This window comes from Synergistetes bacterium HGW-Synergistetes-1, assembly GCA_002839185.1.
Classification (GTDB): Bacteria; Synergistota; Synergistia; order Synergistales; family Synergistaceae; genus Caenicola.
On the sequence record PGXO01000004.1, the window covers coordinates 113,828 to 126,571 of the forward strand.

General features: G+C 49.8%; 9 protein-coding genes. 6 read left to right on the forward strand and 3 right to left on the reverse strand.

Annotated elements, in window-relative coordinates; translation table 11 throughout:
- The first annotated feature begins 57 nt into the window (after positions 1–57).
- The 4 genes from CVV54_04130 to CVV54_04145 are packed head-to-tail and all read left to right on the forward strand — an operon-like array spanning position 58 to position 3,458.
- Complete coding sequence (locus tag CVV54_04130) at positions 58–801, forward strand: allophanate hydrolase (protein ID PKL04875.1); 744 nt, start codon at positions 58–60, stop codon at positions 799–801.
- A 2-nt stretch (positions 802–803) separates the two neighbouring features.
- Positions 804–1,859 (forward strand): KipI antagonist, encoded by a 1,056-nt coding sequence (locus CVV54_04135; GenBank protein PKL04677.1) that lies wholly within the window; start codon positions 804–806, stop codon positions 1,857–1,859.
- Between the two features lie 19 nt (positions 1,860–1,878).
- Positions 1,879–2,652 (forward strand): hypothetical protein, encoded by a 774-nt coding sequence (locus CVV54_04140; protein PKL04678.1) that lies wholly within the window; start codon positions 1,879–1,881, stop codon positions 2,650–2,652.
- A complete protein-coding gene (locus CVV54_04145; GenBank protein ID PKL04679.1) occupies positions 2,649–3,458 on the forward strand; it encodes a putative hydro-lyase in 810 nt (269 codons plus the stop codon). The genes CVV54_04140 and CVV54_04145 overlap by 4 nt, the downstream gene beginning before the upstream one ends.
- Positions 3,459–3,543: 85 nt before the next feature.
- Here CVV54_04145 and CVV54_04150 read toward each other — a convergent pair whose 3' ends face one another.
- Genes CVV54_04150 through CVV54_04160 form a run of 3 tightly spaced genes read right to left on the reverse strand, consistent with a single transcriptional unit; the run spans position 3,544 to position 6,537 of the window.
- Positions 3,544–4,101 (reverse strand): hypothetical protein, encoded by a 558-nt coding sequence (locus CVV54_04150; GenBank protein ID PKL04680.1) that lies wholly within the window; start codon positions 4,099–4,101, stop codon positions 3,544–3,546.
- A 2-nt stretch (positions 4,102–4,103) separates the two neighbouring features.
- Entirely contained in the window at positions 4,104–5,288 is a 1,185-nt protein-coding gene (gene ygeW, locus CVV54_04155; GenBank protein ID PKL04876.1) for a knotted carbamoyltransferase YgeW, read from the reverse strand.
- A 46-nt stretch (positions 5,289–5,334) separates the two neighbouring features.
- Positions 5,335–6,537, reverse strand: coding sequence for a YgeY family selenium metabolism-linked hydrolase (locus CVV54_04160; protein ID PKL04681.1), 1,203 nt, complete (start codon positions 6,535–6,537; stop codon positions 5,335–5,337).
- Positions 6,538–7,114: 577 nt separating this feature from the next.
- Between CVV54_04160 and ygfK the strand changes: the two genes are divergently transcribed.
- Together ygfK and xdh are read left to right on the forward strand one after the other, a co-directional pair.
- Positions 7,115–10,102 carry a putative selenate reductase subunit YgfK gene (ygfK, locus tag CVV54_04165; protein ID PKL04682.1) on the forward strand — a complete coding sequence of 996 codons (2,988 nt, stop codon included), beginning with the start codon at positions 7,115–7,117 and terminating at the stop codon, positions 10,100–10,102.
- 12 nt (positions 10,103–10,114) lie between these two features.
- Positions 10,115–12,685, forward strand: a complete 2,571-nt coding sequence (xdh, locus tag CVV54_04170) for a selenium-dependent xanthine dehydrogenase (GenBank protein PKL04683.1) — start codon at positions 10,115–10,117, stop codon at positions 12,683–12,685.
- The last annotated feature ends 59 nt before the right edge of the window (positions 12,686–12,744 follow it).

Below are 12,744 nucleotides of genomic sequence, written 5' to 3' on the forward strand. Positions count from 1 at the left end.
GATGTACAATTACATGGGAGAATTTAAATTCTCCCATGTAATTGTCAGCAAGGAGTGATATCAATGTCGTTGTACATCAAGGATCCAAAGTATCTTACAGCAGGGGAGTCCTGCGTTGTTGTCGAATTTGCCGATGAGATCGACCGCGGCGCCAATGATGCTGTGATGAATCTCAAAAAACATCTTCTTACACAGAAGGATATCCCTATAGTCGAGTGCCTGCCGACATACCGGTCATTGGCTGTCTATTTTGATCCGACAGTTGTCAGCGCAGATGAGGTAGTCAATGCGGCTAAGTCAGCTCCGGAATTTGACGGTGAAGATGGTCAGGCCTTATTTGCCGAGATATCTATTCCGGTCTGCTACGGGGGAGAATACGGGCCGGACATAGCTAACGTTGCAGAACATGCGGGGATAACGGAAGAAGAGGTAATAAAAAGACACAGCTCCAAGTCATGCCATTGCTACATGATAGGCTTCATGCCGGGCTTCGCTTATCTTGGCGGCATGGACGAGAGCATAGCGACACCCAGGCTGACCAACCCGCGTACAGTGATAAATGGCGGAAGTGTCGGGATAGCAGGAAAACAGACAGGGATATACCCGATAGACAGCCCGGGAGGATGGCAGCTTATCGGCCGGACTCCGCTGCGGCTGTTCACGCCTGAAGCTTCCCGCCCCACGCTGATCGAAGCAGGTTATGAAGTGCGCTTTGTTCCTGTTACTGAAGAAGAATATAAGAAAATTGAGGCCGAAGTGGCTGCGGGGACTTACCAACCCCTCATAACGGAGGCGAAATGACAATGGAACTGATCATTAAAAAAGCAGGAATGCTCACATCCGTGCAGGACCTGGGACGATGGGGATACCAGTCAAGCGGTGTCCCTGTGGCAGGGGCGATGGACCTTCCTGCCCTCAGGCTTGGAAATGCGATGCTTGGTAATCCGGAAGGCTCTGCCGCCCTTGAAGTGACTCTCCTTGGACCTGAAATTGAGGTAAAGGGATCCGGTGCAGCGGTCTTTGCAGGAGCTGACTTAGGGTTCAGCGTAAACGGCAAGGCAGTCGGCTCATGGCGGGCTGTTGTACTGAACGATGGAGATGTGATAACTTTTAAGGGACCGAAAGGGAAGGGCTGCAGAGGAAACCTCTGTTTTGCCGGCGGTGTTTATATCCCGCCCGTCATGAACAGCTGTTCAACGTATATACGCGCAAAGATCGGCGGAGTTGAGGGACGCGCTCTTAAAATCGGAGACGTTATTAAGATCGGGGAACCGGCGGCACTATGGAAGAAACTTGAAGGATTTTGTCTGCCTGAAGATCTGGACCCGGCACAGGATGCAAATGCTCCGCTTGCAATAATAACAGGACTCCAGGAAGATGCCTTCACTGAAGAAGGAAAGAAACTCCTTTTCGAATCTGAGTACACGATCACAGCTGAATCAGACAGGATGGGCTGCCGTCTGGAAGGTGCAAAGATCGAACACACCGAAAAGGGAGCGGACATCGTATCCGATGCAATACCGCTGGGAGCTGTGCAGATCCCCGGTCACGGAATGCCGATAATAATGCTTGCAGACCGTCAGACTACAGGCGGCTACACAAAGATCGGAGTACTTACGCCCCTTTCGATGGAGGCGCTTGTTCAGAAGATGCCGGGATCCAAGGTGCGTTTTCGCAGGGCCGATGTCTCTGAGGGTGTTGCAGAACAGATGAGGATAAAGGAAGCAGTGAGAAGGGCAAAAGAGCTTCGTCTTTCACATGTTTCCCGTACGCACAGTGAAGCTCCAAAACCTCTTTCCGACCACTTTGCACTGACTGTGGAAGGAAAGAGATACGAAATAACCTGTGAAGAGATTTAGAGACAAGGAGTGACCGGATATGTATAAAGTAGACCTGAACAGTGACATAGGAGAGAGTTTTGGCGCATATAAGATGGGTGATGATGCAGCCGTTATGGATGCCGTAACATCGGCAAACGTTGCGTGCGCATTCCATGCGGGCGATCCGCTCGTTATGAAAAAAACCATTAAAAATTGTGCCGAAAAGGGGGTGGCAGTTGGCGCTCATCCCGGATATCCCGACCTGGTAGGCTTTGGGCGCAGGAACATGAAGTGTACTCCCGAAGAGGAATATGCGGACTGCCTCTATCAGATAGGAGCCCTCAGCGCTTTCTGCTGTGCAAACGGCTTATGTCTTCAGCACGTCAAACCCCACGGAGCAATGTACAATCAGGCGGCAAAAGATCCTGAGCTTGCAAGGTCGATAGCTCAGGCAGTAAAGGATTCAGGAAAAGACGTAATACTCATGGGGCTTGCTAACTCTGAATTTGAAAAAGCTGCTAAAGAAATGGGTGTCCCGTTTGCCGCGGAGGCATTTGCAGACAGGGGATACATGGCCGATGGCTCCCTGGTGCCGCGTTCACAGCCCGGGGCGATCATACATGATGTTGAGGCCGCTGCAAAACGGGTCGTTAGAATGGTTACGGAAGGGACAGTTGAGGCTGTTGACGGAACTGTAATAAACTTCCGTCCGCATTCGATATGCATGCACGGAGACACGCCCGAGGCAGTTGAGATGGCAAAGGCTGTCCGTTCGGCGCTTCAGGCTGCCGGCGTAAAAGTTACAAATTTGAAGGAGGTCGTTCTGGGATGACATTGCCGTTTGACATTTCTCCATTTCGCCACGCATCACCGAAAGAGATGAGGGAACTCATCAGAAAGGGAGAGTGGACACACCCGACATCGGGTCTGTGCCTTTCTCATGTACAGGCCAACATGATAGTCCTTCCAAAGGACTGGGCATATGATTTTCTTGTTTTTGCGCAGCGCAACCCCAAGCCATGCCCCATACTTGACGTGACAGAGCCGGGAGATGGCGAAGCAAAGCTTATAGCGCCTGGATCTGATGTCAGGACAGACATTCCCAGATACCGCGTTTGGGAAGACGGCGTACTCAAAGATGAACCTACCGATGTACTGAAGTACTGGAAAGATGATCTTGTAGCATTTCTCCTGGGATGTTCATTCTCATTCGAGGGCGCCCTCCTGGAGGCAGGCATCCCTATCCGCCACATAGATTGCGGCTGTAATGTTCCGATGTATATAACAAACAGGCAGTGCAACCCTGCCGGACGTCTCAGCGGACCAATGGTAGTCAGCATGAGACCCATCAAGCATGCACAGGTGGTCAGGGCCTCCCTCTGCACGGGGCGTTTCCCTGCAGTACACGGGGCTCCCGTACATATCGGAGATCCGGCAGCTTTAGGTATCAAGGATATAAACAGACCGGAATTTGGAGACCCAGTGGAAATAAGAGAAGGTGAAGTCCCTGTCTTCTGGGCATGCGGAGTAACTCCCCAGGCTGTGGTAATGAACAGCAAACCGCCTTTTGCGATAACACATGCTCCGGGACACATGTTCATAGCAGACCCAAAGGATTCCGATTACTCAACATTCTAGTTCGTAAAAACATACGAACGGACTGCCAGACCAATTTGTTTCAAAGGACTAAAAATCAGACGGCCGCTTATACGCAGCCGTCTATTTATTGTTCTGAACTTATGATGTGAGCGAGGTTTTTATCCCGGCATTCGTGGAATTTGTCCCGCCAGTCATAGGACCAGTGGAGGAGTCCCTGTTTTTGTCTGAGCCTTGGCTGCCAGGGGTTTTTGTGTATCTGAGCGGAATGCCGCGTACAAAACTGCCGCCAGCGCTTTATCTGGATCTCGTCCTCACCGAGTCGTCTCCCAAGGTAATAGTTGCAGTACCACTGGAACCAGCCAAGCTTGTCCGTCATGATCCACCCTTTTTTCTGCCATTCTGAAAGTGACATGCCCGATGAGACTTTGAAAAAATTCACAGAGACATCCGGCTTGTTGCCTTTGGGCAGCACTTTGTCGCCTGTAAACCAATCAAAGGGCAGAGTATCCCTGACACTGTTGAGATATGTTCCTCCAAAGACCCCCATATCAAGCATCTCCTTTGGAGTGTATGCGGGATAAAACCGCGGATCCCATAGGGAGCCGTTTATAAGGAGCTTCTTAGTCTCATGGAATATTTCCCCCTTGGCTTCCTCATCACCTTTGATCATGCTGAGATCCAAAATCAGAGAGCCTTTCGTGGTGATGATTTCTCTTCGAGGGCTGACAGAACTTTCTGAGGGTCACTTACCTTACTCAAAAATATCATTGAAGCGATTACGTACGGCTTGAAGCTTGCCTGTTTGAAGAGAGGCACGCGGTATCTGTCAAATACAGAAGCGGCCACCTCTCCTGCTTCGCAGCTGACACCCGAGATGTCTGCAGGCAGGCAGTGCAGGTAAAGGGCGTTTCCGTCCTTCGTCATTTTCATCATATCTTCGGTGCATTCCCAGTCCTTGTGGAGAGCGTTCTGAGCAAGGAGTTCCTTCTCAAGAGCCCTGATCCCGTCATGGTCGCCCGCTCCGTAAAGATCTGTTCTCTTCTGCATAGCCTTGAAAGGAGCCCAGCTTTTGGGGTAGACAAAATCTGCTCCCTCAAATGCCTCTTTCATGCTGTTGGTCTTTGTGAACTTGCCGCCTGATACCCTTGCGTTTTCCTTTGCGATATCCTCGACTTCAGACATGATCTCATAGCCTTTCGGGTGGGCAAGTGCAACTTCCATGCCCATCCTTGTCATCAGCCCCACTACGCCCTGGGGGACAGAGAGAGGTTTGCCGTAGGAGGGGGAGTATGCCCATGTCATCGCGACCTTTTTGCCTTTAAGCTTTTCAATGCCGCCTGACTCATGGATCATATGGAGCATGTCAGCCATTGCCTGCGTGGGATGGTCTATATCGCACTGGAGGTTAACAAGAGTCGGTCTCTGTTCGAGTATGCCGTCCCTGTATCCCTCTTTGACAGCATCTACGACCTGGTGCATATATGTATTGCCTTTTCCTATGTACATGTCGTCCCTTATCCCGATCACATCGGCCATGAATGAGATCATGTTGGAAGTCTCCCGTATCGTCTCGCCGTGCGCTATCTGTGACTTGCCCTCATCAAGATCCTGGACTTCCAGTCCAAGCATGTTGCATGCTGAGGCGAAGCTGAAGCGGGTCCTTGTGGAGTTGTCGCGGAAAAGAGATATTCCAAGGCCGCTGTCAAAAACTTTAGGTGAGATGTTGTTTTCTCTGAGGCACCTGAGAGCGTCTGCCACTGTGAAAACAGCATCGAGTTCATCCCTGCTCTTCTCCCATGTAAGGAAGAAATCATTTTCATACATATCTGAAAAATTCAGTTCGTTCAGTTTTTTAACAAAGGGATCCATTCTCATGTTGTCGATTCCTCCATTGTCATCTTCTGATCACTATCGGTCACTTATTGTTATCGCAGTAGAGTGTCGGCAGTGCGGCATAGACGGCGGCGCACTTTACGAGATCAGCCTTCCATGTGATCTCGTTGGGTGCATGGGCCTGTGCCTCTTTTCCGGGTCCGAATCCGATGCAGGGTATCCCAAAACGGCCCATGACAGAGACTCCGTTTGTTGAAAAGGTCCACTTGTCTACAACAGGCTCACCGTACATCCCCATATATGATCCGACCATTGCCTTCGTCGCAGGGTGGTCTTCCGGAATCACCCATGTGGGGAAATAGCACTCAGTGGGATATGTAAGCTCTGTCCAGCTAGGTCTCTCATATTTGTACATCGATACTGCCGCATTGAATTTTTTTACTGTTGGAAGGGCACTAATCTCTTCCAGTGCCATCTCCCATGTCTCTCCGTTAGTCAGCCTGCGGTCGATAGATATCGCGGCCATGTCTGCAACAGCGCAGCGTGAGGGGGAGTTGTAGAATATTTCTGATACTGCAAGCGTCCCCTTGCCAAGGAACGGATCAAAGTGCAGCCTATCGTTCAGTGCCTGCACTTCCTTTATGATGTCAGCCATCTTGTAAATGGCGTTGTCGCCTCTCTCCGGTGCCGATCCGTGACAGGATACTCCCTTGACCTCGACCCTTATCTCCATCCGTCCGCGCTGCCCGCGGTAGATGTTTCCGTCGGTGGGTTCTGTTATGACAACGAATTCAGGCCTGATGCCGTCCACGTTGAATATATACTGCCAGCAGAGTCCGTCACAGTCTTCTTCCTGAACAGTGCCTGTAACGAGGACCCTGTATTTGTCGGAGAGCAGGCCAAGGTCCTTCATGATCTTAGCTCCATATACAGAAGATACTATCCCGCCAAGCTGGTCCGAAGCGCCCCTGCCGCCTATCTCTGTCTCGTTTTCATATCCCCTGTAAGGATCAAATTTCCAGTTTGAGAGTTCTCCGAGCCCGACGGTATCAATGTGAGCGTCGTATGCGATCAGGGTCTTCCCCGAGCCCATGTATCCGAGAATGTTTCCCATCCCGTCGATAGTTACCTCATCAAACCCCAGATCATTCATCTCTTTTTCGATCCGTTTTATCACACACTCTTCCCCGCAGCTTTCACCCGGAATAGCGATAAGGTCGCGAAGAAACTTTGTCATATCTTTTTCATAGCCCTCTGCTGCTTTTTTAATGGCATCAAAATCCATGGATGTACCCCTCCGATGTGGTCATATAAGCTGCTCAAGGGTGAAAAATACCCTATTGTCACCAATTCAATATAACACAGCCGTATTCTTAGTCAACTGTCTTTACGACAGCGAAGCGATCGTAAAGCTGCCGGAAGACCGCCGGCGGGAATCAGTTGCAAATCAATGGGGAAGCTGCCAGGGAGGAACTTCTGGCGGGAATCATTAGGTAACCAATTGCAAATCGGTAGTTAATGTCTGAGAATAGTATCCACAGTCTCTTAGGCAAGGGTTTTAGCTCGTGCCGATTGTTTTGACTTTGTAAATGCAAAACTTAGAATTAAAACCTGTAGATCCAGGCTCATGCACATACCGGGACTACGGAGAGAGACCATGTTATCAGGGACTAAACAACTGATTTGCAACAGACTCCCAACCGATTACCAATCGACTCCCGTTTTTCGTATCGCTTGCCAGTCTTTACCAACTGATTCGCAATCGACTCCCAATTGACTCCCGCAGGACTTTAGTCCTGCTCATTCTCCATATATAATATTAGAACATTTCTGTTGTACAGAAAGTCGAAGGGGGTCATGAAATGAGCGATCGAATGAGACCTATTTCCTTTGGAAAACTGATGGAGTGGATACTCTCTGAAAAAGAACGCACCGGGAGCATCTTCGGTGTCAGTTCTATTTACAGGCATAAAGGCGGAGCTTTTCACTTTCTTGGAGAAAAACTCGAAACTCCCTTCGGGCCTGCCGCCGGACCGCATACACAGCTGGCGCAGAATCTCATTTCCGCCTACGCTGCGGGGGCACGTTTCTTTGAACTAAAGACTGTCCAGACTCTGGACGGCGAGGACCTTCCAGTATCAAAGCCCTGTATAGACGCCAGAGACGAATGTTACAACGTCGAATGGTCTACAGAACTGACAGTAGGGAATGCTTATGACGAGTACGTAAAGGCCTGGTTCGCCATCAAGCTGATCTCTGAGGAGTTCCAACTGGGGGCTCCTGATGGCTTTGTCTTCAACATGAGCGTGGGCTATGACCTTCAGGGAATAAAATCTGAAAAGATAGACAGGTTCATAGAGGGACTGAAGGATGCCTCGGGGTTCCCGATATGGGATGAATGCAGGAAATGGGCTTTTGCAAACATCCCTGATTTTTCAAATATCGATGTGGGATATATAGACAGGATATCTCCAAATATCTGCAGGTCTATAACATTATCGACACTGCACGGGTGCCCGCCCGAAGAGATAGAACGGATAGCGTCATACCTTATAAAAGAAAAACATCTTAATACCTATGTCAAGATCAATCCGACCATCCTCGTGTACAAGCTTGCAAGGGAGACCATGGACTCAATAGGGTTCGGATACGTTTCCTTCGGCGACCGCCATTTCAAAGAAGATCTTCAGCTCAAAGACGCAGTACCGATGATAAAACGCCTTCAGGCTGCGGCAGAGAATGCCGGGCTTTCATTTGGAGTAAAGCTGACAAACACTCTCCCGGTAGATAACCCGGGAGACATCATGTCCGGTGAAGAAATGTACATGTCCGGCAGATCCCTTTTTCCTCTGACAGCCAGGACTGCCCGTCTTTTGACAAAGGAATTTGACGGGAAGCTGCGCATTTCCTGGTCCGGAGGGGCAGATAACACAAATATATCTGATCTTTTCAACGCCGGCATCTGGCCCATAACAATGGCTACGACACTTTTGAAACCCGGCGGTTACAACAGGCTCAGGCAGATAGCCGAAACTTTTGCCGGAATGGAAAAGACAGGAGACAAAGGCGTCGATCCTGATCTCCTTGACAGCCTTATCCAAAAGTCTGAAGCGGATGAATGGTACAGGAAGCCTATCAAACACCGGGACATTTTTGCCAAAGAAGATAAATTGCCCCTGACTGACTGCTTTGTCGCGCCATGTACAGAAGGATGTCCTATCCATCAGGACGTGCCGGAATACATCTCCCTTGTCGGTGAGAAAAAGTACGGCGAAGCACTGGAAGTGATACTGGACAAAAACCCGCTTCCATTCATTACAGGAATGATCTGCACGCACAGGTGCATGGCATCCTGCACGAGAAACCACTATGAAGAGTCAGTAGCTATCAGGGACGTTAAGCTCAAGGCAGCCGAAGAGGGTTTTAAAACGGTCATAGATAAAGTCGTACCGGCCAGGCAAATAACAGGAGCAAAGGCAGCGGTGGTAGGCGGAGGACCGGCAGGTCTTGCCGCAGCGTATTTCCTTCAAAGATACGGTATCGGCACCACGATATTTGAACGGGAAAAAGAGCCGGGAGGAGTAGTACGGCATGTGATCCCCGACTTCAGGATAGACAAGAGCGCCATCGAACGGGACATTGAGATCGTAAAGAATACCGGTGCTGAATTTATCCTGGGGACAAAGGTCTCTTCTGTAGAGGAACTCAGGGAAAAGGGCTACAAATACATTGTAATTGCCGCAGGAGCATGGAAGCATGGGGAGCTTGACATAAAAAGTTGCAAAAAGGTCAATGCACTTGATTTCCTTGCCTCGTATAAAAAAGATGAGAAAAAAATACATCTAGGCAGGAATGTGGCCGTTATCGGCGGAGGCAATACGGCAATGGACGCCGCCCGCGCAGCCAAGAGGCTCAAGGGCGTCAAAAAGGTAAGCATAGTATACCGGCGGACAGCCATGTTCATGCCGGCAGAAGAAGAGGAACTCAGACTGGCAATGGAAGACGGTGTGATCTTCAGGGAGCTGCTTCAGCCGATCTCGCACAAAGAGGGAAAACTCCTCTGTTCGGTGATGACCCTGGGTGAGCGAGACGCCTCCGGACGCAGGTCACCGGTGCCTACCCTGGAGACGGTTATGATCCCGGCTGATACTCTTATAGAGGCTGTGGGAGAAAACGTCGATTCGGATTTCTTTTGTGACAGTAATATATTTGTGGACCACAAGGGCCGGGCAGTAACGTGCAGAAAAAGTTATGAGACAAACATCAGGGGCGTTTACGTTGCAGGCGATGCAAGATGCGGCCCAAAAACAGTGGTCGAAGCCATAGCGGATGCCAGGCGTGTCGCAGATGATATCGCATTTAAGGAAGGGCTGTGCAAAAGGAATGATCCTGAAAAAAATAAGCGCGACACTGATCGTCTTCGCTTAAAAAAGGGTAAGCTTATCTTTTGTGGGTCTCCTGAAAAAGAATCTGAACGATGCCTTGAATGCGGAGTTCTCTGTGAGAACTGTGTAGACGTCTGTCCGAACAGAGCCAACATCTCTGTTCACGCAGAGGGGGCATCCTCACCTCAGATAATCCACATAGATGATCTTTGCAACGAGTGCGGCAACTGTTCCGCATTCTGCCCGTGGACAGGATCGCCATACAAAGACAAGTTCACATACTTCTCAAGGGAAAAGGATCTGAACGAAAGCAAAAACAGCGGTTTTTTTGACATGGGAAAAGGCAGATTCAAGGTCAGGCTGGAAGGGAAAGTTTTTACTTCTTCTCTTGATCCTGCAGATAAAAAGCTGCCAAAAGAAATTGCAGAGATGATCAAAGCAGCTCGGAAAAGTATTCCGATCTGAGGGGGATTGCCGATGTATCAACTTAATGTTAACGGAAAGATCCAAATATCTGAAACAAACAAAAAACTTATAGATTTTCTGAGGGAGGATCTTTGTCTGACATCTGTAAAGAACGGGTGTAAAGAGGGAGCCTGCGGAACATGCATGGTCCTGATCGACGGAAGGGCATGCAAAGCCTGTGTGCAGGAGCTGAAAAATATCAGCGGAAAAAATATTCTCACTGTTGAAGGGCTTAGTCAAAGGGAAAAAGACGTCTATTCATATTCATTCTCGGTCTCCGGAGCGGTGCAGTGCGGATTCTGCATCCCTGGAATGGTGATAAGCGCCAAGGCCCTTATCGACAAAGCCCCTGACCCGACTATCAAAGAGGTAAAAGAGGCTATAAAAAATAATATATGCCGGTGCACCGGATACAAGAAGATAGAAGGGGCGATCCTGCTCGCAGCCAAAATGTTCAGGGAGAATATCCCGGTGTCCGGAGAACACTACACGGGGGCAGTCGGAGAAAATATTCCGCGCACAGATGCAGTATCCAAAGTATTAGGAACTGCCCAATATGCTGCTGATATCAAAATTGACGGGATGATATACGGTTCAGCTGTCAGGACAGAATATCCGAGAGCGGTCATCAGATCGATAGATATCTCTGAAGCCCTAAAACTTAACGGAGTCGTTGGGATATTTACGGCAGAGGACGTTCCGGGCAAGAAAAAAATAGGGCATCTTGTGAAGGACTGGGATGTAATGATCCCGGTCGGAGGGTGCACCAGATATGTTGGCGACGCTCTTGCGCTTGTTGCTGCGGAGACGCCTGAGATCATGGAGGAAGCAAAAAAACTGATAAGGGTCGAATATGAGGTCTTGAAGCCGGTAACGTCACCGGCCGAAGCACTTGCTGAGGGAACTCCCCTCATACATGAAAACGGAAACATCATGTCGCGCGTTGACCTTAAGAGGGGCAATGCGGACGACGTCATCAAAAATTCAAAGCACGTCGTTACAAACCATTACTCCCTGCCATTTACAGAACATGCATTTCTTGAACCTGAGACTGCCGTGGCATTGATGGAAGATGACGGGGTAGTGAGGATATATTCCGCTGACCAGGGAGTCTACCAGACCATGAGGGAGTGCGCTGAAGCCCTGGGACTGCCGCATGAAAAGGTGAGAGTGACTGCGGCGATGATAGGCGGTGGTTTTGGCGGCAAGGAAGACATGAGTGTCCAGCATCACGCGGCGCTGTTGACGTATCTTACCAAACGTCCGGTAAAGGTTTCCCTTACAAGGGCTGAGAGCATCAAGGTCCATCCCAAAAGACATGCGATGGAGATAGAGATGACCACAGCCTGCGATGAGAATGGTCGGCTCACGGCTATGAAAGCCGGTATAGTCTCAGACACGGGGGCATACGCATCCCTTGGAGGGCCGGTCCTTCAGAGGGCCTGTACCCATGCAGCAGGGCCATACAACTATCAGAACATAGATATAACAGGAACGGCCGTATATACGAACAACCCGCCTGCAGGGGCATTCAGGGGCTTCGGCGTTACTCAGAGCTGTTTTGCTACTGAGTGCAACATAAACCGGCTTGCTGAAAAAGTAGGACTCTCTCCCTGGGAGTTCCGCTTTAAAAATGCGATCAGGCCCGGCGACGAGCTTCCAAATGGACAGATCGCAGATGATACGACAGCGCTTGAAGAGACGTTGCTGGCTGTGAAAGATGAATACGACAAAAATCCCGGTGCAGGGATATCATGTGCGATGAAAAATGCAGGACTTGGGGTAGGTGTTCCTGACTTTGGAAGATGCATGCTCAGGATAAGGGAGGGCAAGGTCCACATAGCCACCAGCGCCTCATGCATCGGGCAGGGGCTGGGCACGGTAGTCACCCAGATGGTCTGTGACGTTACGGGATTGCATCCCGAACTTGTCGTCCACGACCCCGCAGATACCTTCTTTACCCCGGATTCAGGAAATACCACGGCATCACGGCAGACTGTCATTACAGGTGAGGCCACAAGAAAAGCTGCCGAACAGCTGAAAAAAGATCTGGAAACGACCGCTTTTGCTGAGCTGGAAGGACGCGAGTACTATGCGGAGTTTGAGAGCGTAACTGACAAAATGGGATCAGACAAACCGCATCCGGTAAGCCACATATCATACGGATATGCGACCCACCTGGTCATTCTGGATGAAGCCGGAAAGATAAAAAAGATAGTAGCGGCCCATGATGTAGGAAAAGCCATAAATCCCAAAAACGTGGAAGGGCAGATTGAGGGCGGAGTGGTAATGAGCATGGGATACGCTCTTACGGAGAATTATCCGCTCAAGGACTGTGTGCCTCAGGCGAAATTTGGAACACTTGGGCTTTTCAGGGCGGATATGGTACCTGAGATAGTCAGCATAGTTATAGGAAAAGCAAAAGATGGCTTTGCAGGCGGAGCAAAGGGCATAGGGGAGATAGCTGCGATACCGGGAGCCCCTGCCATTCAGCTCGCATACTGCAACAGGGACGGGATCTTCAGGACATCCCTGCCGCTTAAGGATACACCTTACAGCAGGCAAGAAAAGAAAAATAGATAAAGGAACAGACAGAAAACAGGGCGGCCTTTTTAGGACCGCCCTGATCATTTGTTTTTAAG